The 24,135-nt window shown below is 69.4% G+C and carries 21 protein-coding genes and 1 pseudogene; 4 read left to right on the plus strand and 18 right to left on the minus strand.

What is annotated here, in order from left to right:
• The 8 genes and pseudogenes from ACSNOG_RS07925 to ACSNOG_RS07960 all read right to left on the minus strand — a co-directional run.
• Window positions 1–662, minus strand: a pseudogene (locus tag ACSNOG_RS07925) (hypothetical protein); the annotation flags it as partial.
• 392 nt (window positions 663–1,054) lie between these two features.
• Window positions 1,055–1,891, minus strand: a complete 837-nt coding sequence (locus tag ACSNOG_RS07930; RefSeq protein WP_436751832.1) for a cytochrome P450 — start codon at window positions 1,889–1,891, stop codon at window positions 1,055–1,057.
• A gap of 388 nt (window positions 1,892–2,279) precedes the next feature.
• Window positions 2,280–3,266, minus strand: coding sequence for a cytochrome P450 (locus tag ACSNOG_RS07935; protein ID WP_436751878.1), 987 nt, complete (start codon window positions 3,264–3,266; stop codon window positions 2,280–2,282).
• A gap of 454 nt (window positions 3,267–3,720) precedes the next feature.
• Window positions 3,721–5,136, minus strand: a complete 1,416-nt coding sequence (locus tag ACSNOG_RS07940; RefSeq protein WP_436751833.1) for a cytochrome P450 — start codon at window positions 5,134–5,136, stop codon at window positions 3,721–3,723.
• On the minus strand, window positions 5,136–6,416 hold the full coding sequence (locus ACSNOG_RS07945) for an aminotransferase class V-fold PLP-dependent enzyme (protein ID WP_436751834.1): 1,281 nt from the start codon (window positions 6,414–6,416) through the stop codon (window positions 5,136–5,138). The genes ACSNOG_RS07940 and ACSNOG_RS07945 overlap by 1 nt, the downstream gene beginning before the upstream one ends.
• Window positions 6,416–7,795, minus strand: coding sequence for an amidase family protein (locus ACSNOG_RS07950; RefSeq protein WP_436751835.1), 1,380 nt, complete (start codon window positions 7,793–7,795; stop codon window positions 6,416–6,418). The genes ACSNOG_RS07945 and ACSNOG_RS07950 overlap by 1 nt, the downstream gene beginning before the upstream one ends.
• Window positions 7,796–8,053: 258 nt before the next feature.
• Entirely contained in the window at window positions 8,054–9,274 is a 1,221-nt protein-coding gene (locus ACSNOG_RS07955; RefSeq protein WP_436751836.1) for a beta-ketoacyl-[acyl-carrier-protein] synthase family protein, read from the minus strand.
• Between the two features lie 73 nt (window positions 9,275–9,347).
• A complete protein-coding gene (locus ACSNOG_RS07960; protein WP_436751837.1) occupies window positions 9,348–9,551 on the minus strand; it encodes an acyl carrier protein in 204 nt (67 codons plus the stop codon).
• A 456-nt stretch (window positions 9,552–10,007) separates the two neighbouring features.
• Here ACSNOG_RS07960 and ACSNOG_RS07965 point away from each other — a divergent pair, with 456 nt between their 5' ends.
• From ACSNOG_RS07965 to ACSNOG_RS07975, 3 genes are read left to right on the plus strand one after another with little or no spacing between them, the layout of a single operon-like run.
• The gene (locus tag ACSNOG_RS07965; protein ID WP_436751838.1) at window positions 10,008–10,781 is read left to right on the plus strand and encodes an arylamine N-acetyltransferase family protein; all 774 of its coding nucleotides are present in this window, start codon (window positions 10,008–10,010) and stop codon (window positions 10,779–10,781) included.
• Between the two features lie 58 nt (window positions 10,782–10,839).
• Window positions 10,840–11,094 carry an acyl carrier protein gene (locus tag ACSNOG_RS07970; protein ID WP_436751839.1) on the plus strand — a complete coding sequence of 85 codons (255 nt, stop codon included), beginning with the start codon at window positions 10,840–10,842 and terminating at the stop codon, window positions 11,092–11,094.
• Window positions 11,095–11,110: 16 nt separating this feature from the next.
• The gene (locus ACSNOG_RS07975) at window positions 11,111–12,109 is read left to right on the plus strand and encodes an aldo/keto reductase (protein WP_436751840.1); all 999 of its coding nucleotides are present in this window, start codon (window positions 11,111–11,113) and stop codon (window positions 12,107–12,109) included.
• A 689-nt stretch (window positions 12,110–12,798) separates the two neighbouring features.
• Here ACSNOG_RS07975 and ACSNOG_RS07980 read toward each other — a convergent pair.
• Window positions 12,799–14,043 carry an MFS transporter gene (locus ACSNOG_RS07980; RefSeq protein WP_436751841.1) on the minus strand — a complete coding sequence of 415 codons (1,245 nt, stop codon included), beginning with the start codon at window positions 14,041–14,043 and terminating at the stop codon, window positions 12,799–12,801.
• 46 nt (window positions 14,044–14,089) lie between these two features.
• On the opposite strand from ACSNOG_RS07980, the gene ACSNOG_RS07985 reads away from it, so the two are divergent.
• A complete protein-coding gene (locus ACSNOG_RS07985; protein WP_436751842.1) occupies window positions 14,090–15,532 on the plus strand; it encodes a PLP-dependent aminotransferase family protein in 1,443 nt (480 codons plus the stop codon).
• Here the strand turns inward: ACSNOG_RS07985 and ACSNOG_RS07990 are convergent.
• Genes ACSNOG_RS07990 through ACSNOG_RS08030 form a run of 9 tightly spaced genes read right to left on the minus strand, consistent with a single transcriptional unit; the run spans window position 15,514 to window position 24,131 of the window.
• Entirely contained in the window at window positions 15,514–16,758 is a 1,245-nt protein-coding gene (locus ACSNOG_RS07990) for an ATP-grasp domain-containing protein (RefSeq protein ID WP_436751843.1), read from the minus strand. The two genes, ACSNOG_RS07985 and ACSNOG_RS07990, sit on opposite strands and share 19 nt — an antisense overlap.
• Complete coding sequence (locus ACSNOG_RS07995; RefSeq protein WP_436751844.1) at window positions 16,755–18,113, minus strand: methylaspartate mutase; 1,359 nt, start codon at window positions 18,111–18,113, stop codon at window positions 16,755–16,757. Before ACSNOG_RS07995 ends, ACSNOG_RS07990 begins: the two co-directional genes overlap by 4 nt.
• 44 nt (window positions 18,114–18,157) lie before the next feature.
• Window positions 18,158–18,604 (minus strand): cobalamin-dependent protein, encoded by a 447-nt coding sequence (locus ACSNOG_RS08000; RefSeq protein WP_436751845.1) that lies wholly within the window; start codon window positions 18,602–18,604, stop codon window positions 18,158–18,160.
• A 46-nt stretch (window positions 18,605–18,650) separates the two neighbouring features.
• On the minus strand, window positions 18,651–19,160 hold the full coding sequence (locus tag ACSNOG_RS08005; RefSeq protein WP_436751846.1) for a hypothetical protein: 510 nt from the start codon (window positions 19,158–19,160) through the stop codon (window positions 18,651–18,653).
• A gap of 40 nt (window positions 19,161–19,200) precedes the next feature.
• A complete protein-coding gene (locus ACSNOG_RS08010; protein ID WP_436751847.1) occupies window positions 19,201–20,511 on the minus strand; it encodes an ATP-grasp domain-containing protein in 1,311 nt (436 codons plus the stop codon).
• Window positions 20,508–21,875 carry a TrpB-like pyridoxal phosphate-dependent enzyme gene (locus ACSNOG_RS08015; RefSeq protein ID WP_436751848.1) on the minus strand — a complete coding sequence of 456 codons (1,368 nt, stop codon included), beginning with the start codon at window positions 21,873–21,875 and terminating at the stop codon, window positions 20,508–20,510. Before ACSNOG_RS08015 ends, ACSNOG_RS08010 begins: the two co-directional genes overlap by 4 nt.
• A gap of 1 nt (window position 21,876) precedes the next feature.
• Window positions 21,877–22,563 (minus strand): transglutaminase-like domain-containing protein, encoded by a 687-nt coding sequence (locus ACSNOG_RS08020; protein WP_436751849.1) that lies wholly within the window; start codon window positions 22,561–22,563, stop codon window positions 21,877–21,879.
• Window positions 22,564–22,575: 12 nt separating this feature from the next.
• Window positions 22,576–23,742, minus strand: coding sequence for an acyl-CoA dehydrogenase family protein (locus ACSNOG_RS08025; RefSeq protein WP_436751850.1), 1,167 nt, complete (start codon window positions 23,740–23,742; stop codon window positions 22,576–22,578).
• A gap of 11 nt (window positions 23,743–23,753) precedes the next feature.
• Window positions 23,754–24,131, minus strand: coding sequence for an ectoine synthase (locus tag ACSNOG_RS08030; protein WP_436751851.1), 378 nt, complete (start codon window positions 24,129–24,131; stop codon window positions 23,754–23,756).
• Window positions 24,132–24,135: the final 4 nt, after the last annotated feature.

Here is a 24,135-nt window from a genome sequence, read left to right on the forward strand (position 1 = left end):
GGGAGGGGGACTCTTGTGGTGACGGTGTCGGCCAGATGGAGGAGTAGTTCGGATGCTTCGTGGCGCAGTCGGCGGATGGCGGGGGGCTGCGGGACGGGGGGTGCGGCCGCGAGGTTGAGGCCGTGAGCGGTCATGTCGCACATGATCTGGGCGAGACGGAGAACGATCTGGGCGGCGAACGCGTCGTCGCAAAGGGTCCGGCGTCGGACCAGGAAGTAGTCGTCGGACAGGTCCCGTTCGGCTTCGGCGGGGCCTTGGGTCAGGTCACGGCCGGCTCGCTGGAGCAGGGATACCCCGTCGGGCACCAGCTGCTCGGCGATGGCCATGTGCACGTGGTGGTTGAGGCGGGCAGCTCGGGTGAGGGGGGTGACGGCGGACTGGGGAAAGGTTCGGCGCACCTGCCTCAGGAGTCCGGGCAGCGGCGTGTGGTCGCGGGTCCACTGCCCGCTGAAGGCGGGGTCGCGGGCCGCCATGTCGGACCGTACGGTGGCGGCGTAACGCCGGGGCGTGCAGCTTCCCGTGTAGAGCAGCAGGAGCGAGTACGTGTCGTACAGACGAGCGGCCTGGCGGACCAGTGAGGGTTCGGGCTCCGGGTCGTCGAGGAGAGCCCGCAGCCTGTCCGCCAGCAGCCGCCAGACGCCGAAGGCCACCTGGTGTCCCACGATCCAGCGGTAGCGGGTGCGCTGATCCTGGTCCGCGGGAGCTCGCAGTCGGGCCGGCGGGTCATGGTGTGCGGCCCGCTCCAGAAGCCCCAGGTGTGTCCGGAGCGACTGGGCGCAGTCACTCCGGACACACTGGGCGGACGGACAGACAACGAGGCCCGTCCCGGGCATGGGCAACACGAACTCCTCGGCTCCCCCGGAGGCGGCCGGGCCGTGGGGGCTCTGCGGAGCTGCCGACATGTGGGAATCCTCCTGAGGAGTGGGGTCAGGCGGCTGAAGAAGGCGCGGGTGCCGTCGCGTGCCGAAGTGACGGGTGGCACGGACTCGCACACAGACCGCTGAGGAGTGTGATCGCGTGTACGGGAGGCGAGGCCATGGTCCTCCGCCTCGGGCTACCCGTTGGCGACGGCGGCACGCGCGGGACCCACGGGCAGTGAGCGGAGCGAGGGGGCGACCCAGCCTTGGCACCATTGAGGCGGGCCCGCCGAAGCGAGCGGTGGATGCCGGCAGAGGGCGGTGAGGGTGGCGCTGAGGACGGTGCGGGCGAGGTGGGCGCCGGGGCAGTAGTGGATGCCGTGCCCGAAGGCGAGGAGACGGCCGGGGGGCCGGGTGATGTCGAGCCGGTCGGCGTCGGGGTGGACCAAAGGGTCGTGGTCCGCCGCGTAGGAGGACACGACGACCGCCTCGCCGGCGTGGATGAGGGTCCCGGCGATCGTCGTTTCTTCGGTGGCCACACGGGGGGCCAGGTCACTCGGGTACCTCTCGTGGCGCAGGAGTTCGTGTACGGCCTGGGGTACCAGTGACGGATCGCTGAGCAGGAGTTCGTACTGGTCACGGTGGTGCAGGAGAGTGTGCAGGCCGTTGGCGATGCGGCGGGCTGTTTCGTGCCAGCCGACGATCAGGAGGTCGCGGACCAGCCGGGCCAGGTGGGCGACGGGCAGCCCACCGCCGTCGGCGATGGTGATGAGCTCGTCGAGCAGGGCCTTCTGCGGTTCTGTGCGGCGCCGGTCGATGAGCTCGATCACCTGGGATGTGATGCGCGCCAGCGCGGCGATGATCTCGTCGACGGACGCCCGCCCGGAGGCGGAGACGTGGGCGTCGTCCGCGATCCGCGGAAGGAAGGCCGGGTCGAGGCCGAAAAGCTGACCGACGGCTGCCATGGGGAGCGGCTGGGCGAGCCGGGCGACTGCATCGACTGGTGCCCTGGTGGCGAAGAGGTCCCTGACCATGTGCTGGGCGGCCCCTTCGAGCCATGGCGCCAGCAGTCGTGCCTGTCTTGCGGTGAAGACCGGAGCGAGCGCATGACGCAAAGCCAGGTGCGTTGCGGAGTCCGGGGCCTGGCCACCACGGCGAGCGAGCTGGGCCGGCGTGGCTGCGACACGCTGATGGGCTGCGGCGGCCCGTGACAGGGCGGGATCTGTGAGTGCTTGGAGCGTCTCGGCATGGCCGCAAACCAGCCACATCCGTTCGCCGGTCGGCACCGTGACCGGGGCGACCCGTGGTCCGGCAAGGCGCCGGGTGGTCTCTGCTGGATCCAACCACGGGTAAAGGCCGGCTCCGGCGGGGCAACCATCGTCCGGCACGGGCGTCGCTCTGCAGGCACCTCGCGCACGGGTCTCAGTCATGACGGGTGTCCGTCCTTCGTTTCGGTTGCGAACTCCGAGATTCCGGCGTCCGGGGGACGTGAGGATCACGGCCAGTGCTTGCGTGGTGGCGTTGGCACAGTTTCCGGCGGCGGGCGTCGGCGACGATGATGGAACCGAGGACGAGCTGGGTGAGGCTTCGGGCGACGTTCTCCCAGTCGTCACGGACCCGCATCGCAGCGAGCGCGGCTTTCGGCCGCGGTGCCGCAGCAGCACGAGGGAGCAGGAGACAGGGGGCACGATTGGGCATCGAACGGGTATGGCCGGCACTGGAATACAGCACGAAACGCTGAAGAACTTCAGCCGTAACCGCGCGCAGGAACACCATCGACAGGCCACGGGCGGGACAGGGCCGGTTCCCGGGAACCCCGAAAGGAATGAAAGTGACATCCCTCGGGCACAGGGTGAGCCACCGGTCCGGATCGAAACGCTCAGGATCCGCAAATCCCGAACGATGATAGGCCTCATAATCGAAGAACAGAACAGACCCCGCGGGAAGCGTCTCACCACCGACATCGATCGGACCGGTAGTAATGCGCTGCGAGATACCGAACAGCGGATACATCCGCAGTGACTCGTTAATGGCACGATCGTAGAAGGCCGTGTCACCGGGCTCCGCTGCCATCCGCTCCTGCACCCCAGGATGATGCGCAAGAGCCAAAAGAAGATGAGCCACCCCCTCAGCCAGCTGCGCCACACCGGTCGTGAAGAAATTGCTCTGCAGGTACAGGGCACGATGTTCGTCATCGAACGATGGCGGCACGTCACAGGCAACCGCACCCATGCGGACCTGATCGAGAAGGTAGGAGGTCAGTGCGGCCCGGCGATCCAACCGGCGGAGGTTGCTGAACTTGAGGCAACCCAGGAGGTCGTCCGTGTTGGCCATGATCACATCTCGCGCCCCGGGCGGACACGGGCTGCGGAACACGAGCTCGTGGAAGAACTCGGCGGCCATCGCCATCGCCACGTCCCGAAGGCGCACCGTTCTCCGGCGTGAAGGATCGATCCCGTCCAGGACGCGCCGGGCACAGCACCGGGCCAGACCCTCCACGTCCCGCCCTGGAGCTGCGAGGACACCTCGTGTGCAACGAGCGAGCTCACTGTGGAGCGGGCCGGACGGCATCTGCTCCTGGTGTGCAGGGGAGCCGGGGTGAAACCAGTACCAGAGCAGATCCGACAGCTTCGAACCCGGCCCGCGCCCACGCGCATGGGGATGCGCGTATACCTCCCGTAACCGGGAGGAGGTGACACGAGGCCCCGGGACGGTAACGCCCTCAGCGCCTTTGATGGCCGTGAACAGGCGATGTCGCGCGGTGATGACCAGGCGGGGCAGCCGGCTCGGCGGTCGTGATGCAACAGGCGTGCCTGTGGCAAGGGGAACGAGGCTCTTTTCGGATGTACTGGGCTGAAGGGGTTCAGGCACGACGGGTGCCTGCCTTTCGTTCCGGGGCGGAGCGAGGGAGCGGTTCTTGTGGGCGAGGGCTGTTGCCGGTGCTTGCGTGGTGGCGTTGGCACAGTTTCCGGCGGCGGGCGTCGGCGACGATGATGGAACCGAGGACGAGCTGAGTGAGGCTTCGGGCGACGTTCTCCCAGTCGTCACGGACCCGCATCGCAGCGAGCGCCACATTCGGGCGCCGTGCCTCAAGGCTACGAGGGAGCAGGAGACAGGGGGCGCGATTGGGCATCGAACGGGTATGGCCGGCACTGGAATACAGCGCGAAGCGCTCAAGGACTTCAGCCGTAACCGCGCGCAGGAACACCATCGACAGACCGCGAGCGGGACAGGGCCGGTTCCCGGGAACCCCGAAAGGAATGAAAGTGACATCCCTCGGGCACAGGGTGAGCCACCGGTCCGGATCGAAACGCTCAGGATCCGCAAATCCCGAACGATGATAGGCCTCATAATCGAAGAACAGAACAGACCCCGCGGGAAGCGTCTCACCACCGACATCGATCGGGCCGGTAGTAATGCGCTGCGAGATACCGAACAGCGGATACATACGCAGTGACTCGTTGATGGCACGATCGTAAAAGGCGGTGTCACCGGGCTCCGCTGCCATCCGCTCCTGCACCCCGGGATGATGCGCAAGAGCCAAAAGAAGATGAGCCACCCCCTCAGCCAGCTGCGCCACACCAGTCCCGAAGATGTTGCCGTGCAGGTACAGCGCGCGATGTTCGTCGTCGAGGGACCCCGGAAGGTCGCCGGAGACCTCACCCGCCCGGATCCGCTCCAAGAGGTAGGCGGTCAGCGCGGCCCGCCGGTCCACGTGCCGCAGCCTGGTGAATTTGGTCGTGCCCAGGGCGTCGTCGGCATTCGCCGTGATCAGGTTTCGTGCCCCGGGTGGACACGGGCTGCGGAAGACAAGCTCGTGGAAGAACTCGCCCGTCATCGCCATCGCCACGTCTCGAAGGCGCACCGTCTTGGAGGGCGCAGGGTCCATCTCGTCCAGGACACGGCGAGCACAGCACCGGGCCAGGTCTTCGACGTCCAGCCCGGATCCCGCGAGGATTCCTCGTGTACAGCCCGCGAGCTCGCTGTGGAGCGGGCCGGACGACATGTGCTCTTGGTGGACGTGGCCGACAGGATGGATCAAGTACCAGATGAGGTCGGAGAGTTTCGAACCCGCTCCCCGTCCGTGGGCATGGGGATGCGTGTACGCCTCCCGCAACCGCTCGGCACTGATACGGGGCCCGGGGATGGTGACGCCTTCCTCGCTGCCCGAGGCGGCCAGGACGCGGTTACGTGCGGCAATGACCAGACGCGGAAGCCAGCTCGGCAGGCTGACGGCAAGAACTGCGCCGGCCGCTACGAGGAGGATGAGCCCCACCATCAGAGGCCCGAGAGGGCGCTGATCGCGGCGTCGATGTGTTCGGGGCCGTTCATGAGGCCCGCGCTCAGCCGTGCGGCGGGGTCGTGCATCTCCGGTGTGATGGTCCCGAAGACCTTGTGCTCCGCCAAGTGGCCCAGCACCTCGCGGGCAGGCAGGTCGCGATGCCGGAAGCACACCAGCCCGGAGGTCACGGACTCCTCCAGAGGGCTCACCAACCGCACGTGGGGCAGTGACCGGAGCCGCTCCCGCAGCGAGGCGTTCAGTTCGGAGAGCCTTGCTGCGACACGGTCCCGTCCGAGAGACTGGTGGAAGGCCACGGCATCGGCGACTGCGAATCGGTTCTCGAATGCCTGAAACCCACCCGGCGACATCCATGCGGCCCTAGTCTGCGGCAGCTCAGTACCGGCCTTGAGAGCCTGCCAGTAGTCACGGTCGAGGATGACGGCCGGAAAAGCGGGGTCCAGCTGAGCCCACGCGTGGTCGGCACCCCACACGAATCCGGTGCCGCGCGGACCGAGCATCCACTTGTGCGTTCCCGAGACGAAGAAGTCGACGCCGGTCTGCGCGACATCGACGTCCTCCACCCCGAGTCCGTGGACGCCGTCGATGATCAGCAGGCATCGGTCCTCCTCCGTGCGACCGGAGTTGGCGGCGGCCACAGCCTGTGAGAGGAGGGGCAGGGACGCCTTCACCCCCGTGCACGAGTGCACCCAAGGGACACCGACCGCTCGGGTCCGTGGTCCGATGGCCTTCGCCAGACGTTCGGCGATCTCGTGGGCGGTAGCACCTGCGGGATCTTCGTAGAGCCGGATCGACCGCGTGGTGGCGCCCCGTCGCTGGGCGGCGAATCGCGCCGCTTCCTGATGGACCAGGTGGTCGTGCACGCTGAGCACGATCTCCTGATCCGGGCGCAGCCTCAGACCGCTGTACACGGTGCCGAGTCCGCTGCTGGTGTTCGCGGTCAGCGCGATGTCTTCCGGCCTGGCTCCGATGTATCCGGCCAGGGCTCGTACGACTTCGCCCTGCAGGCCGTTGTGGATGCCGTACAGGTCCTTCTCGGCCCACAGCACGTTCCGCTCGAAGGCCCGGCGGTGGCGTTCCACGGCTTCCCTGACCGGCGTGGGCAGCGGGGCGAGGAAGCAGCACGTGAAGTGCGCTTCGGTTGGATCGAGCGCGAACTGCGCCCGCACCGACTCCCAGTCCGGGCCGTCCTCGTCCGCATGTCGCGGGGCGATGAGCACGGGCGCCGCCTCGGTCGTCGCGCCGCCGGCTGACATCATCACAGCTCCTCTCCCTTGGTCTTGGTGCTCTGGTTCCGTGCCGCGTCCGACCACGTCCGCTCACAGGCTCGCGCGACGGCCAGGAGGGCGCTATCGGCGCCGGGTGGGAACTGCAGGTCGATACCGAAGGGCAGCCCGTGGTGGTCCCGTCCTGCGGGCAGGCTGATGGCAGGCCACCCGAGGATGCTGGAGGCATGGGTATTGCGGGCCAGCGTCTGAAAAGTGGTCCAGAAGCGGTCGCCGGACTCTTTAAAGGTCTCTGGCCGCGGGGCGGGGATCGGGGTGGTGGGCACGATGATGCCGTCGAGCCGCTGGTCCTGGAGATGGCTGCGCAACAGCCGGTCGAGATGTGCCCGTTGTTCCAGGGCTGCGGCGTACGCCTCCTCGGCCCCGCCCTCAGCCAAGCCGCGCACCAGCTCGGCGACGTCGGGACCGGCCACCCGCGCGGCGACATCGGCGAACCGTAGCGAGGTCGGGTGTGCCGCGAGGTAGCGGTCGACACCGCGGGAGGCCTCGTACAAAAGGATCGGCAGTCCGCACTCCCCGGCCGCCTCCCACGTCCCGTCGGGCAGGTCACTCTCAACGATCTGGACTCCCGCTTCCGCCAGCAGGTTGAGCCGGGCCTCGAACGTGACCCGCAGCGCGGTTGTCATGCCCTGACGGAATTTCAGTCGAGGGGAGGCCAGCCGCAGGCCGGCCAGGTCGGGACAGCGGCTGTCCACTGGTGGGACGGGTGCGGAACGGATGACGGCGTCCAAGGCCCGGACATCGTCGACGCAGCGCGCCAGCACACCGACGGTGTCCCGCGTCCAGGACATGGTCACGACGCCGTCCGCCGGATAGGCCCCCACGGTGGGTCGGAAACCGACCAGGCCGCACAGCGCGGCCGGCAGTCGCACCGAGCAGCCGGTCTCGGTGCCCAGTGCCGCTGTCACGACCCCCGCGGCCACTGCGGCCGCGGAACCGCCGCTGCTGCCACCGGCGATCCGATCCGGCCGCACGGGGTTTCGCACGCGGCCGAAGGTCGCGTTGTCGCTGGTCACGCCCAGGGCCAGTTCGTGCATGTTGGCCTTGCCGAAAACCACCGCCCCTGCCTCGCGCAAGGCCTGCACCGTCGGCGCATCGGCTCGCGGGCGGTGCGTGCGTAAGGCCGGGGTTCCGGCCGTCGTGGCGAAACCGGCGGTGTCGATGTTGTCCTTCACCGCCAACACCACGCCCTGCAAAGGGAGCTCCTGACTACTGCCGAGGTTGTCGAGTCGCGTGGCGGCGGCGAACGCGGCCTTCGCGTCCACCTGTGTGAACGCGTGCAGGCGGCGTCGGCGGTTGATCTCCGCGGAACGGCGAACTTGCTCCACGATGGTGGAGCGTCCCGTCGTCACCGCCGCTATCACCTCGGTGGCCGTTCGTGTGTCCGCTTTCACGAGACGCCTTTCGGGAGATGCGGATCCGACTGCACCCTCGGAAGCTGAGGGTGCGCTGCCGACGGGGCGACGATGTCCGTGGCCGATGCCTCCGTGACCCGAAGTGCAGGCGGGCACTGCCCAGGGCCCCGACCATCGGTTGACGCCTCGGTGTGATCGGTGTGCGCTGGTCGGCGCGCCACCGCGGGGGGAACGCGGGGGAATCTGTGCGGGGACCTAGAGAGCTCGGGGGTGCCGGAGGATGACGGCGGCGTTGTGCCCGCCGAAGCCGAAGGATGTGCTGAGCGCGATGTCGGCACGGTGTTGGCGGGGGACTTTGGTGACGAGATCGATGCCGAAGGCGGGGTCGGCGTGATCGGTGTGGGCGGTGGGAGGTACGAGGCCGCGTTCGAGGGTGAGGACGGCCAGGGCGGCTTCGACTGCCCCAGCCGCGCCGAGGCTGTGGCCAAGGCTGCCTTTGACGGAGGTGACAGGCGGCCGGTGAGGGAAGAGGCGTCCGATCATGAGGGCTTCGGCCGCGTCTCCGAGGCGGGTGCCGGTGGCATGGGCGTTAACGTGCTCGATCGCCTCGGGCTCGAGGCGGGCGTGCCGGAGGGCGGCTTCGACGGCCTGTTGGGATCCGGTTGCGTCGGGGTGAGGGGAAGTGGGGTGGTGGGCGTCGGTGCTCTGTCCGCAGCCGGCCAGGATCGCGCGGACGGGCGCCTTGCGGGCACGGGCGGTTTCGGCACGTTCCAGCACGAGGACGGCTGCACCTTCCGCGACCACCAGACCCGAGCGGTCGGGGGCGAAGGGCCGGGACGCTGCGGCAGGATCGTCGTTGCGGGTGGACAAGGCCCCGCAGCGGTGGAACGCGGTGACCACGAGCGGAGTCGTGCCGGCCTCGGCGCCGCCGGCGAGGACGACATCACACTGGCCGGTGACGAGCAGGTCGTGCGCCACGGCGAGAGCGGTGGTGCCGGTGGCACACGCGGTGACGGGGGCGAGGCTGGGACCTCGGGCACCGACGGCGAGTGCGACTTCGCCGCAGGGCGTGTTGGCCAGCAGCATCGGGAGGCAGGCGGCCGAGACCCGGCCAGGACCGTGCTCGGTGAGCTTGCCGAGCTGGTCGTGCCAGACCGCGGCACCACCGAGGCTGGAGCCGATGACGACACCGACCCGAGGAGCCTCCCACGTGTCAGGGTCGAGACCCGCTGCGGCGATCGCCTCCCGGGTGGCGGCCAGGGCGAGCTGTGAGCTGCGATCGAGGCGCCACAGGGCCATGGGGTCGACGGCGTCCTCGACGTCGGGGGCGCGACAGCTGAACGTGATGGGCATGCCCGCCAGGGCCGGGTCGGTGGCGGCGGTGGAATCGCCCCGGCAGACTCCTTCCCAGGTCGCTTCAATGCCGGAGCCGGCGGGGGTGACCGCGCCCAGGCCGGTGACGACCACGTGCGTCATGGGGCTCCTTCGATGGGGCCGTTCCGGTCCGGTGGCCGTGGCGGCGTGCCGGCATGAGCCGGGGTGGTGTGTGTCAGCACCCGGCGGCCGCGGACGCCAGTGGCATGCCGGGGCGAAGCTCGGTGTCCCGATCTGTGTGCTCGCTGATGATGACCGAGAGTTCGGCCACGGCGAGTGACTCCAAGCCCAGGTCGGTGAGGGTCGCCTCCGGGCGCATCTTGTCCCGCGCCACTCCGAACCTGGTTGCCAGCAGTTCGATGAGCTCGTCATAGGTCATGGTGACAGGTCCTGTCGTCGGGGGGAGCAAAGGCCAACCCTCAGCAAAGAGGCCTCAAATCATATGAATGGAAAGGTGATGTATTCCTGACCCGACCGAGGCACATAGGTAGCAACGTAGCGGACCCGTGGACCCGGGTGCCGCTGCCCCAACTGACAGTAGGGCAACGTTAATTGCCGTCGCAACCTCGAAGATTCAAGACCTTCCGAGCCGACGTCGCGTCCGGAACTGCTACGGAAAACGTCGGACCGACCGAGGTTATTTCGTCAACAACGTCGCGAGATGGCACCACGGATGGGTGAATGTGGGTCGAGTGACGTTCACCTCCGGTGGATGACGGGGCACGATCGTCACCGACGGGCGGCCGTCAACACCGCCACTCCGGCCGCATTTTCGGCGATTGCCTTCCCCTGAGTCACCGATGGGCAATGCACGACCAACTAACGGAAGTGTGAGATGGATTCCCAGTTGGTTCAGGAATATCTCGACCGGATCGGCGTGGCGACCGTGCGCGGCCCGCAGCCGGATTTCCTCAGGGAATTGCAGGAACGGCACCTGATGTCGGTTCCGTACGAGAACCTCGGCATGCATCTGGGCGAGCCCGCCCTGCTGGGCGACGGCGCCATCGACAAAGTCGTACGACGTCGACGCGGCGGCGGTTGCCAGGAGTTGAACGGCTCCGCGCTCTCGTCCCTCCTGTCCGCACTCGGATTCCGGATCACGTTGCTCGGCGCCTACATGTTCAAGGGGGACCGCCCGAGCTTCGCACTCTGCCACCCCGCGATCGCCGTCGACTGCACTCATCCCTGGTTCGTAGACGTCGGATTGGGCGTGGACGGCCCTCGCTATCCACTGCGGATGGACCTGAGCGGCCCGCAGCACGACCCTCAGGGGACCTTCGAGTTCGTCAACGGGCCCGGCGGAGACACGGATCTCCTGTGCAATGGAGCTCCCATGCTCAGGATCGAGGCGCGTCCCCGGATCGCCAAGGATTTCATGCCCGGATTCTGGTGGGTATGGAGCTCCCCCGAGTCCTATCACCGCACCTATGTGTTCTGCACCCGGCTGACCGAAAATGGGTCGCTCGCTCTACGAGGCGACGTACTCACCCGCATCGAGGGCACACACAAGGAATGGACAGCTCTGGCCGAGGCCGATCTGACGCTGGCCTACAAAGAGTATTTCGGTGTCACGCTGGACCGGCTGCCACCCCTTTACCGGCAGGCCTGACATGCTCCCTCGCCAGCATTCGACCCCGTTTCCCACGTCGAGAACAGGATCACCTGTGATGACCTACGACGACCTCACCGAAGTGCTGGCGACCACGTTCAGGGTGAAACGGGAGCTGATGAGCCCTGGGACGACCTTCGCCGACATCGGCCTCGAGTCCCTCGCGTTGGCCGAGCTCTCGGCCATCATCGGCGTGCGCACCGCCCGGGACGTCAAGCTCCACCCGACCATGGCGATCAGCACCGCAACCGCCGACTCCGAGCCGGAGTTGGTAACGGAGCCTCGCCGAAACGCACCGTCGAGCTGCCCGTAGAGAGGCAGAGCGAGTGATGAGCCTGATCCCCACAACCAACCTGGGCAACGGCGGCCCCGTTGTCGGTGTGCAGGGCCTCGGCTGCATGTCCATGAGCGGCTGCTACGGCGGCACCAATGCCGCCGAGGCGATGGCCACCCTCGAGCGCGCCCTGGAGTTGGGTGTCACCCTCTTCGACACCTCCGACATGTACGGTTTCGGGGGAAACGAGGAGCTGATCGGCCCATTCGTGCAGGCGCATCGCGATGACGTCGTGCTCGCCACCAAGTTCGGCGTCGAACGCAGGGTGGGTGACCATCTGCGCTATGTGATTCGCAACGACCCCGTGTACATCCGCGAAGCCGTGGACGCGAGCCTTCGCCGACTCGGCGTGGAGCACATCGACGTGTACTACATGCACCGACGCAACCCGCGGGTTCCGCTGGCGGAGTCGGTGGGCGCCATGGCGGAACTGGTCCGTGCCGGCAAGGTGCGGCACTTGGGGCTATCCGAGGTCAACGGTGACGAATTACGCGAGGCGCACGCGGTGCATCCGATCGCGGCCCTGCAGTCGGAGTGGTCGGTGTTCTCGCGCGACATCGAGCACAGCGCGGTGCCGGCCGCCGCCGACCTCGGAGTGGCACTCGTGCCGTACTCGACCCTCGGCCGGGGCTTCCTGGCCGGAGCATTCAGCGACGCCACCAACCTTCCACCGAACGACCCACGCCACCATCAACCACGCTTCACGGGCAAGAACGCCGTGCGCAACGAGGCGCTGCTGTCGCCGCTACGGGAGATCGCCTCGACGCGCGGCGTGACCCCGGCGCAAGTGGCACTGGCCTGGGTGCATCAGCGGGCACAGGTCCACCGGCTGACCGTGGTTCCGATCCCGGGCACCCGCAAGCAGGGCCGGGTAGCGGAGAACATTGCGGCCACGACGCTGACGCTCAGCATGGAGGAACTGGCCCACTTGGAGCCGATCGCGGACCTGGTCGTGGGCGACCGCTACGCGGACATGAGCAGCGTCTCACGCTGAACGCTGCCCTGAGGGAGCCGCTCCTTCTGAACACCCCCCGGTCTCTCGCCGCTCAGCGCCTCCTCCGGCACGCTGCGAAGTCATCACCATGTCAGCACCGGCGCGGCAGCGACGCACTGAAGACTGACATCGTCGTCCCAGCCTCGCCTCTCCGGCCGTCCCCGAAAAGGCGGACCCGCGCTGGCACCGGATATAGCCCGGCTACGCCGCCGTGTAGCTGAGGCGGAACAGGTCCTGAGCTCGCTCCGAGTCCCGGTCGGTGCGCAGCTGGACCTCCAGGTCGCCGGTACGCACGGTAGGCCCTGCGCTGCACCGTGGTGATGTCATCGCCGAGACCCAGCAGGGCCTGGTCAACCTCCGCGAACAGCTCCTGCATCGCCCCCCTTGTTGGACACAGGAGCCCCGGGTGCCCCGGCCTCACGTGGCCGACGGGTGCGCGGGACCGCCGTCCGAGCGGCGACGGAGGCGACCGTCTCCAGCCCGAAGTGGTCCTCGCCGAAGAAGTCGCTCACCAGGAACCGTACGCCGAGCTGCACCACCGCTTTGCCCACCGCCACGTCCAGGGGGCCTCGGCTGCCTCGGCAGCGGTGAGCTCGTCCCGCGCGCCGGGCGCTCCGGCGTTTCCGAGCCGCCCCGGCTCATGCTGCTGGTCTGCGCAACCCCCGCCCACTACGGCGGGGACTGCCTGCTCACCCGCAACGCTCCTCTCCTGCCGGCGCCCGGTCCTCCCCCTTCGCCGCCCCACCGCGTTGCCCGCCCGCTGCCACCCGGTCCCGCCAGACCGGGGCGAGGGCCGTCAGCATCAGAGCCGCGGTGAGGGTGAAAGCCCAGGGATAGCCGGTCAGGCCGGCCACCGCGCCGAAGCCGACGGCGCCGATGCCCATACCCGTGTCATAGGCGACGTTCCACAGGGCGCTCACCGTCCCGTATCCGGAGGCCGGGACCCGGGAGTACATCAACGTGATGGTCGCGTTCTGGGTGATGCCGAAACCGATCCCGAACACGGCCACGCCCACGACGACCGCGACGGGGACATCCGTGAGGGCGATGACGAGAATGCCGACGGCCGAGGCGAGCAGCCCCGGCACCATCAGGCCGGCGGCCCCGTGCCGGTCGCTGTGCTGGCCGGCGAACCAGCGGGAGACGGTCGCGGCGGCGGGCTGCACGAACAGCGCAGCGGTGACGACGCCGGAATAGCGTGACGCCACGGCCAGCGGCAGGAACGTGACGACGATCCCCGCGCCCAGCGCCGTCACCGCGAAGACGGCCGTGGGCCGGGCGAGCGCGCCAGAACGGGCCCCCGCGAACACCCCGAGCGGCGGGCCCGGCGCGGCCTCCCGGTCGGGGAGACCCGGAACGGCGGCGATGGAGACCAGCGCCAGCAGGGCCGCCACCGCGGAGACCGGGCCGTATCCCGTGCGCGAGGCCAGCCACGCTCCGAGCGGCAGCCCCACGAGCGACGGCACACCGGCTACGATGCCGGCCAGGGCCAGCCCCTCGCCGCGGCGCTCGGGCGGGATCAGCGACACCGTCAGCGCCCCGCCCGCCACCACGGCGAAAGCGAAGCCGAGACCGCGTACGAGACACACCGCGACGATCCACACCATGCTGTGCGAGGTCGTCAGGGCCAGGGCCGGAGCACCCAGCAACAGCAGTCCCGCGCCCAGCGCCACGCGGTAGCCGCAGCGCGCGACCAGCCACGGGGCCATCAGCTCGCCGACGACCGTCGCCAGCATCAGCGCGCCGGTGACCAGCCCCGCCTCGCTGCTGTCCCGGCCCGGCACGCTCTGCGCGTACATCGGAACGACCGGGAGCAGGAGAAAGAAGCCGGCCGAGGAGCCGACGACGGTAACGAAGCGCATCAGCAGCGCCCGGGTCAGCAGCCGCGGCCGTGTCGCGGCCGCCCGATGCTGCGGATCGGCGGATGAAGTCATGCGATGAACCTAAGGATCGGACCGGCCATCGGTAAGCTCCAATTCCATGCCTATTGAGTGGGCCGGTTCGTCGCCGGACCTGTTGCTGGTCATCGACCGAGAGAGCCGCGAGCCGCTGCGCTCCCAGGTGGAGCGCAGGCTGCGGGAGGCGATCCGGGCCGGCCGGCTGCATGGCGGCGAACGGCTCCCGTCCTCCCGCGCCCTCGCCGACGGTCTCGGTCTGTCCCGCGGACTGGTGCAGGAGTGCTACGCCCAGCTCCAGGCCGAGGGCTATCTCGTGACCCGCGTCGGCTCGGGCACCCGGGTCGCCGTGCACAGGCCCGTACCGCAGCCGTCGGCCGAGCGCCCCGCGGTGCGGCCGGCTCTGCTGGCGGACTTCCAGTGGGGCGTCCCGGACCTGCGTTCGTTCCCCATGGCCGACTGGCTGTGGGCCATACGCGAAGCCGGCCGGACCGCCCCCGCCTCGGCGCTCGCTTACGGCGACGCCCGGGGAAGCGCGGTCCTGCGTGAGGTTCTGGCCGGCTATCTGAGGCGGGTGCGCGCCTGCGCGGCGGATCCGGAGCGGATCGTGGTCTGCTCCGGCTATGCGCAGGGTCTCCGCCTCGCGCTGCACGCCCTGGCCCGCTCGGGGATGCGGACGGTGGCGTACGAGGACCCGGGCTCGCCCTCGACCATACGCTCGGCCGCAGCAGGGGCGGGAATGGTGCCGGTCCCGGTCCCGGTGGACGACCGGGGCATCGATGTCGAGGCGCTCACCGCGACCGACGCGCGTGTGGTGGTCGTCACCCCGGCGCATCAGTGGCCCACCGGGGTCGTGCTGGCCCCCGAGCGCCGACTGGCCCTGCTCGACTGGGCGGTGCGCCGGGACGCCGTGATCATCGAGGACGACTACGACGCGGAGTTCCGCTACGACCGGGATCCGGTCGGCACCCTGCAGGGCCTCGCCCCGGACCGTGTCGTCTCCACCGGAACGGTCAGCAAGTCCCTCGCCCCGGCGCTACGGATCGGCTGGCTGCTGTGCCCGCCGGGCGTCGACGCCCTGGTCACGGAGCACAAGTACCTCAGCGACCGCGGCTCCCCCGCGCTGGACCAGCTCGCCCTGGCGACGCTCGTCGAGTCCGGTCGCTATGACCGGCACCTGCGCCGGATGCGCGCGCGCTACGCGGCCCGGCGCACGACCTTGATGGACGCGCTGGCCACGCACGCCCCGGGGATCGCGGTGACCGGTCTGGCAGCGGGTTTCCACGCGGTCGCGCACTTCGGCCCGGACACCGACGAGCGGGCCGTCGTCACCGCGGCACGGGAGCGGTCCGTCGGCCTGTACGGCATGAGCGCGTGCCGTACGTCGGGGGCGACCGCGCCGGCCCAGCTCGTCCTGGGGTTCGGGAACGTGAGCGAGGACGCCCTGACCGCCGGCATTGCGGCGGTGGGTGACCTGCTCCGCGGTGACGGCCGCGGACCGCACGGCCCTCACTCCGGGCGGGTGTGAATCACGAGCCGGCCGGCGGCCCGGCGGGACCGGGCTACGGCGGTGTCCGGGTCGGGGCCCCGGGCTGCCACGTGCCCCAGGCCGTCCCACTGGCCGGCGAACGGCCGCACCAGGTCGCCGGGGCCGACCCATAGGTCGACCGCCACCGTGTCCGGGTCCGCTTCCACCGCGGCGAGGCCGTCGACGCGGTCCACCCGTCCTTCGTCGGCCAGCAGCAGCCAGCTGGCCGCGGCCCCGCGCGGCGCCGGCCGCTCCGGCAGCGGTTCCACCAGGCCCACCGGCCAGCCGATGGCCATCGACACCGGGTCGTGCCCGTAGACGTCCTTGATCATGTCGGTCAGCAGCGCGCCTCCGACCCGGTTCTGCGACTCGCAGATCACCGGGCCGCGCGGGCCGAGAATGATCTCCGTGTGCGTGGGGCCGTCCCGGAAGCCCATGGCGTCGAGGAACGCGACCGCCGTGGCGGCGACCGCCCGCTCGACATCGGGGCCGAGCCGGGCCGGGATGGCGTGCCCTACATGGACGTGGTTCGACCTTTCCGTGATCGCCTCCGTCACGGCCATCACCACGTGCCGGCTGCCGAAGCTGAACGCCTCGGCGCTGCAGAGCGGTCCCTCGACGTACTCCTCCATGACGAACTGGTCGATCCGGTAGGCATCGATCAACGGATGTCCGGAGCCGGACCGCAGGTGCTGGACCTGACGCCAGACCGGTTCGGTGGCGGCGCGGTCCCGCACCACCATCACGCCGAAGCTGGCGGTGCCGTTGCTGGGCTTGACGATGAACGGGTATCCGTGTGCCTCGCCGAACCGAACGAGGCTGTCGTGGCCGTCCACCAGCTCCGCAGCCACGGGTATCAGGCCGTCGGGTGCCGTCTCGGCAAGGCGGCGGCGCATCAGCCACTTGTCGGTGAACCGATGGCTCACCTCGTACGGCGTTCCGCCCAGTCCCAGCAGGTCGTTGACGCGAGCGGCAGGGTCGAGGCCCGGCTCGGTCACTGAGACGGCGCACGAGAAGCCCCACTTCTCGTAAGCCTCCTCCACCAGCGGCCGCAGGGTCGTCCAGTCGGTGTAGTCGGTGAGCAGGACGTCGTCGGCAATGTCCCGCTGTTCGGGAGCGAAGTCCTGCTCGAACTGGCAGTACACGACGTCCAGGCCCAGGTCCTTGGCCTTCTGGAGATGGTGACCCGGGCCTCCGACAAGGAGGATGCGCTTCGGACTAGTCACAGGGATCCCTCGTTGAACAGGTTCGGGAAGTAGTTGATGTCTGCGGTCAGATCGGCGAGCACCGAGCGGGCCAGCGGGCCGGGGCCCGCGGGCAGGCGCAAGAGTTCCCGGTGGCGCGCCAGCACAGCGGCGGACAGGGGGAGGCCGCCGGCGGAGAGGTAGCGGACGGCTCCTTCGGGGTCCCGCTTCGGGATGACCCGGGACCGGGCGAACCGGCTGGCGCTGAACGGGATGTCGAGGGTGCCCCGGTCGAACGCCTCGACGATCGCCGGTATCAGATCCCGGCACGCCAGGACCGGTTCGACGATCTCGTCGACCTCGGCCAGGATCCATTCCCGCTCGCGGCGTACCTGGTCCCGGTCCACGGACAGGAAGCCGAGCAGCGGGGAGTTGCACCGGTCGGCGAGCCTGAGCCCCTCGATGTTCGCCCGGGTACCGGGAATGCCCAGCGCCTCCTGGTGGGTCTTGGTGATGATCTTAGAGGCGCCGCCCAGCCGGGCCACCAGGGCTCCGTAGAGGATCAGGTCCTCGGCGTCGCGGCGCAGCCTCGGGAAGACGCCCATGAACTCGTGCAGGACAGGATGGACGTCGACGCCCGTCGGCAGGTATCGCCCGGCCAGCTCCGGGATGGCCTCCAATGCAGCCACGTCCTGGGCCAGATGGCCGCCCTGCGGATAAGCCACGGAGACACACCGCACTCCTGCCCGGGCGGCGAGCACCGCCTCCAGGACGCTGACGGCCAAACTGACCGATGGCGGCACCAGGACGGCGGTCAGGGTCCCGAAGAACTCCCGGTCGACCACGACCCCCGCCTCGGCCAGTTCTCCGCACCTTCTGTCCACGGCCTCCCATGCGGTCAGCGACGTGGCCAGCGGCACTGCCTTCGCGTAGGGCAGGTTGTACGATATCCCACCCCCCTCGAACGACGTGATGCCGCTGGCGAGAGTGACGTCGAAGAGGATCCGGGGGTCCGGCGAGCCGTGCCGCACCTCCAGTGGGGCCGCGACCGCCTCGTTGAGCTCCCGGCCCCGGCGCCACCCGTGGGCGACGAGCGGATAGCCGTTGAGGTTCTCCGGCCGCGTGGCGAGGGTGTGCGCCGCCTCTTCGAAGCGCCGCAGCCGGGTGTGGGAGTCGATGGTCACGGTGAGGACATCGGGTTCGGCCTCCGTCTCCAGGGCGACGAGCAGCGCCTTCATCTCCTTGTGGCCGCCCACTCCGCACCGGGGCTGAACGGCCACCCGTCGCCGAGCCCGCACCTCGCCGAGTACCTGTGCCACGGTGGGCTTGCCCAACGAGGTGATGTAGGAGACGGACTCCCGCAGACCCGGCGGGGCGCCGGACTCCTCGGCGCTCATCCTCCGCCCCCGGCGCCCCGCAGAGGAGAGGGAACCCGGCCGGCTCATGACGCGGCCAGCTGCGTGAATCGCCTGTCCGTGACCCGGGCGGCCCGCAGTTCGTCCAGTACGGCGGGCAGGTCGGCGGGATCCGCCACGATCCGGTCCACGCCGCAGGCGTACAGCCGGGCCAGGGCCGAGGGGTCCTTCCTGCTGCCCACCGACAGGTTCCCGCCGACCACGACCGGACACCGGATGCGGCCCGACAGCTTGGCCTCCGCCAGGTCGCGCAGGTCCTCGTGGACATGGCCGTTGAGGCTGCCGATCAGGACCGCCTCGGCCTCCGGGTGTGCCGCGCAGGCGTCGGCGAACTCCTCGACGGAGGTGCACGCGCCCAGGTTGACCACGCGGAAGCCGACCTCGCCCAGGAAATGAGCGATGAGCTGGTTGGCCACCACATGGGAATCGCTGGCGGCCACGCCGAGGACGACCAGCCGGCGGCCGCCGGGCACAGGGGGTGCGGGGGGTCGCGGTTGCTTCCATGATGTCGACATGTGACTAGACCAGTTCGCCGGTGCACAGGTCGCCGAGATACGCCTGCTTGGCGGCGTGGTCGCGCGCCGAGAGCAGGTACCGGGACCAGCCACGCCGCTCATGGGCGGTGGCGTCGAGCTCCTCGATGCTCTGAGTGGGCCGCAGGAAGCCGGCCTTCGGCGGGTAGGGCAGGAAGCCCGCGTCGTCCTTGTAGTAGAGGCCCTGCCACATCTCGTTCCTGTCCCGCCAGACGCACACGAGCATGAAGTACTTCGCGCCGTCCCGGTGCAGCAGGACGAACCCCAGTTCCTGGTGGAACTCGAGCTGTCCGGCCGCGGTCTCTGCAGCCAGGAAGTCCCGCGCCTCAGCGCTGACCTTCGGGGTGGCGTCCTGGTCGGCGCCTCGGATGTCGTACCACTTCAGACAGGCTCCGGGCAGGTACAGGGGCTCGCCAGGGAAGATCCGCTTGGCGCGGTGCGCCCAGTCGGCCGGATAGTCGGCGAGACCGTCGAGGGAGGACTTCGTCCGGGTCATGGGATGCGGGTGCCTTTCCATGGGTGGTGTCACGCGGGGGTCAGGCCTGCCGGTCGCCGCGGGGCGCGGCGTAGAGGCCGTTCTTCTCGAGGTCGCGCAGCCGCCGGTAGTCCGCTTCGACCCGGGCCGTGTCGGCGGCGAGGTACAGGTAGCCGGGTGAGGTGAACAGACCGACGGTGCGGGGCAGCGGTGCGTCCTGAGGGAGAGTGAGGACCAGGTCGACGAAGGAGTCCAGTGACCGCAACTCCGCCAAGTGCTGGGCCGACAGGACTGCCGCCTCGTAAGGGTTGATGAGGGTCACGTACCGCAGCCGGGACGAGGGCCGGTAGCGGGGCAGCCGCCCTTCTGCGAGGTCCTCGGGACGGGCGATGGCCCGTGCCACGCAATCGAGTTGGTCGGTGCCGAGGAACCGCGAGACCACCGCGGGGGCGTGCGCTCCGCCGATCCGCGCGGCACTCTCGACCAGGACCGGCCCGCGCACGGTGAGGATCACCTCGGTGTGCGCCGCCCCGTTGCGAATCTCCAGCGCGTCCAGGACGGACAGGACGTACGGCACGACGGTGGCAACGGCCGGGGCAGCCGGCGGAACCGGCTCCTCGAAGTCATACATCGGACGGGCGCCGTCGATGGGGCTCTTGTGATACTTCCACACCTCCACCAGGTGGTGGGCTCCGTCGCGGCTCACGGTGTTGACGAAGTACTCGTCGCCGTGCAGGCACTCCTGGGCGAGCACCGTCGTGTTGCGACCGCCGTAGTGGTCGGTGCTGGCGATGACGGCCTCGAACGCCTCCTTCAGGTCCTGCTCCGAGTGGCAGAAGCGGACGTTGTCCGTACCGACGCTGGCCCTCGGTTTGAGCACCACGGGCCAGGAACCGTGGTCCCGCGCCCACTGTGTGAGTTCCCGCGCGGACGAGGTGGCGATGCTCGCCGCGGTGGCCAGGCCGGCCTCGCGGACGGCCTGGATCATCTCGTACTTGTCCCGCCTGGCTGTCGGCCGTGCCATGCCGTTGCCGGGCGTGCCGAGTTCCGCGGAGAGTCGGTCGGCGAGGAGGACGCCCGACTCGTTTCCGGCGATGACGAAGCCGACGCCGTGCATCCGCAGCGCCCGGGCAGTGGCGGCCACGTCGCCGTGGTGCCGTATCTCCACGGCGACGTCCCCGGCCGCCCGGCTCTGGGGGCCGGGGGTGTCGGAGCACACGTGGACGCACGCGACCCCGTGCCGCGCCAGGGCCGCGGGCAGGAAGGCACCCATGCCGTGGGCGTCGACGACGGCGGCCGTCCCGGCTCCCGCGAGGGCCGCCGGTGCGCCGGCCGTAGGCGGCTCCGGATCGGTGGAGCGCCGCACGGTCATACGGCGGCCACCTGAGGGATGCTCGCCGCGGCCCGGTCCAGCGTCCGGTCGTCGGCCTCGGCCTCGGTCAGCTCACCGGCGAAGTACGAGTCGTAGGCGGCCAGGTCGAAATGGCCGTGGCCGGAGAGACCGAACAGGATGGCCCGGGAGACGCCCTCCTCCCGGCAGCGCACCGCCTCGTCGATGGCAACGCGGACAGCGTGCGTCGACTCGGGCGCCGGCAGGACGCCCTCGGCGCGGGCGAAGGTGACGCCCGCCTTCAGACAGGCGACCTGGCCTACGGCGACGGGCTCGATCAGCTCGTCCTCCACCGCGCGGCTGACCAGCGGAGCGATGCCGTGCGCGCGCAGCCCGCCGGCGTGCACGGGCGGTGGCACGAACTCGTGGCCGAGCGAATGCATCCGGAACAGCGGGCCGAGACGGCCGGTATCGGCGTAGTCGTACACGATGGAGCCCTTGGTCAGGGTGGGGCAGGCGGCCGGCTCCGCCGCGATCACCCGCACCGGTGTGCCGCCGCGCAGCATGGCGCCCAGGAAGGGGAACGCGAGGCCGGCGAGGTTGCTGCCCCCGCCCGCGCAGCCGACCACGATGTCCGGGTAGTCCTCGGCCAGCTCCATCTGCCGGACGGCCTCCTGGCCGATCACCGTCTGGTGGAGCAGGACATGGTTGGCCCCACTACCGAGCACATAGCCGAGTGAGGAATCCTGGGCGAACGCCTCCAGCGCCTCCGAGGTGGCAATGCCGAGGCTGCCGGGGCTGTCCGGGTCGCCGGCGAGCACGGCCCGGCCGACCGCCGTCTCCGGACTGGGGCTCGGCACGCAGACCGCGCCGTACGTCTCCATCAGTGACCTGCGGTAGGGCTTCTGACGGTAGCTCACCTTGACCATGTAGATTTTTGCGGTCATGCCGAAGAACGAGGCGCTCAGCGCGGTGGCACTGCCCCACTGGCCGGCGCCCGTCTCGGTGACCAGGCCCACCTTGCCGACCAGCTTGTTGTAGTAGGCCTGCGGGATGCCCGTGTTGGGCTTGTGGCTCCCGGTCGGTGCCACGCCCTCGTACTTGTAGTAGATCCGGGCCGGGGTGTCCAAGGCCCGTTCCAGGCGGTGGGCGCGGAACAGCGGTGAGGGCCGCCACAAGGCGTATAGTTCCCGGACCTGCTCGGGGATCTCGTAGGTGCGGTCCGTGCCGACCTCCTGATCGATCAGCGGCTCCGGCATGGTGCGGGCCATCTCGGAGCGCGTCAGGGGCTTGCCCGTGTCCGCGTTGATCGCCGGTGCGAGCGGCGGTCCCGGCAGGTCCGCGGCGATGTTGTACCAGTGGGTCGGTATGTCGGCCTCAGCCAACGAGAACTTCGTCCTCGGCATGTCAGGAACCCTCCATAGCGGTAGCCTCCGTGACGAGCGAGCCGGCGACCGTCCGGTCCGCTCTCGCGAAGAGCAGCGGATGCGCCTGCCTGATGCCATCGGTGACCAGGGAATAGGGAACGTCGTCGAACTCACCGCGCAGGGCGAGGAACTCCATGTGCCGTCGCCCTTCCTCGTCGTAGGAGTGGTAGAGACTGTCCGTTCGGCCGTCGAAGTCGAGCGGCTTGATGCCGTAGAGCCGGCAGAGCAGTTTGTTGAAGACCGGAGTCGCCTTGAGCCAGGTGCCGCCGAGGCGGACCGACGTGAGGCTGTGGAAGCGGAAGACGTCGCCCCCGACCAGCTCCCGCAGCCGTGGAGAGGCGAGGTGGTTGCGTACGTCTGCGTAGACGATCCGGCTGGGGGCGCCCACGGCGCGCAGCGCGGCCGCGTACACGATGGACTTGTGGACGCAGAAACCAGCGCCCCGTTCGATGATCCGGCTCGCCGTCAGGCCCCGGCGGGACAGATCGGCGTCGTAGACCTCGTACCGGATGCCGTCCCGGACCGCGTAGTACAGCGCGACGGCCCGGTCCGTGTCCGTAGAAGCGCAGGTGTCCGAGAGGGCCCGGTCGACGAACTCGCGGACCACCGGGGACTCGTGGTCGAGGAACTCCGTCGGGCTCAGTGCCGCGTCGAGACTCTCCGTCATGTGTGCACTCCTCTAACTTCCCTGCCGCGCTGTGGACTTGTGCAGGCCCATGAATGAGGCGAGTCGCTGCCGTTGCATTTCCGAGGTGCCGGAGTAGATGGTTCCGGCGACCGCGTTCCGCAGCTCCTTCTCGATCCCGTACTCGGTGCTGTATCCGGCTCCGCCGAATATCTGCACCGCCGCCAACGCCGACCGGACGTTCGCCTCGCTGACCACGAGTTTGGTGATGGCCAGGTCCGTGGCTATGCCCTGCTTGTCGGCGAACTTCTCCGTCGTGTCGTAGAGCCACTTCCGGGATGTCTCCACGTCCATCCGCATGTCGACGATCCGGTGTGAAATCGCCTGGTTGGCACCGATGTTCACGCCGAACTGGACGCGGTTGCGGACCTGGTCGACGCATCGTTCCAGCCGGTGGCACATCTCGCCGAGGGTGCCTGCGAACGAGCACAGGATCTCCCACTTCATCACCTCGTCCAGGACGAGGAATCCCGAACCGACCGCTCCCAGAACGTGGGTGCGGGGTACCCGGACGTCGTCGAGGAACAGTTCCGAAGCGGGCGAGGTACGCAGGCCCATCTTGCCGATCGGTGCACCGACTCCGAGGCCGGGCGTGTCCGCCGGGACCAGGAACGCGGTGATGCCGTCCAGGGCACCCGCCGCCGCGGTACGTGCGTAGACGACCACCAGATCAGCGATCGGACCGTTGCTCACGAACGACTTGATGCCCTTGAGAACGAACGCGTCGCCATCGGCGACGGCCGTGGTGCGCATGTTCAGCACGTCGGAACCGCCTTCCGGCTCGGTGATCGCGTGTGCTCCGATCATCGACCCGGCGCAGACGGCCGGCAGGTAGCGCGCCTTCAAGAACTCCGAGCCGAAACGCTGCACTGGTACGCCCGTGCTGACCAGGTGTGTGACGGCCGAGAAGGTCAGGCCGGCGTCGCGGCAGCCGTGGCCCAGCCCCTCCAGGACGTACATCGTGGTCGGCAGGTCCAGCTCCGCCCCGCCCCATGCGGCGTCGAACGGGGCCCCGAACAGGCCGATGTCGCGCAATCTCGCCCAGCCGTCCCATGAGAAGCTGCCCGGACCGTCACGCTCCAGGTGATCGGCGCCCACGGCCTCGCCGGCCTTCTCGGCCACGGCCCGCAGCGCCTTCTGCTCGTCGCTCCACCGAATCACTCGAGGTCTCCTCAGTATTGCGAGAACGCGTCCTCGTCCAGGGCGTGCCGTTCATCGCCCTGGAGCGGCGGGTTGAAGACGCTGATCAGCTCGAGATCGACGTCCGGAGCCGCGATCAGGAAGTGTGCGTCGTGCTCGTCGAGCGCGTAGAGGACGCCCGGGAGCAGTTCGTGCGCGGTACCGCCGTCGGTGGTGGAGACCCAGCCGCGTCCGGCGATGCAGTAACAGGCCTCCAGGTGACGACGGTATTCCAGCCGTGACTTGGTGCCGGCCCGGACCACGGTGTGGCAGACAGTGAATCCCATCCGGTCGCCCTGCAGGAGGAAGCGATAACTGAGACCGTTTCCCCATTCGACGGTCTTCACTTCTTCTTTCCTTCTGACGATCATCCTG

The sequence above is a fragment of the Streptomyces sp. URMC 124 genome, from assembly GCF_051386455.1.
Lineage (GTDB): Bacteria > Actinomycetota > Actinomycetes > Streptomycetales > Streptomycetaceae > Streptomyces.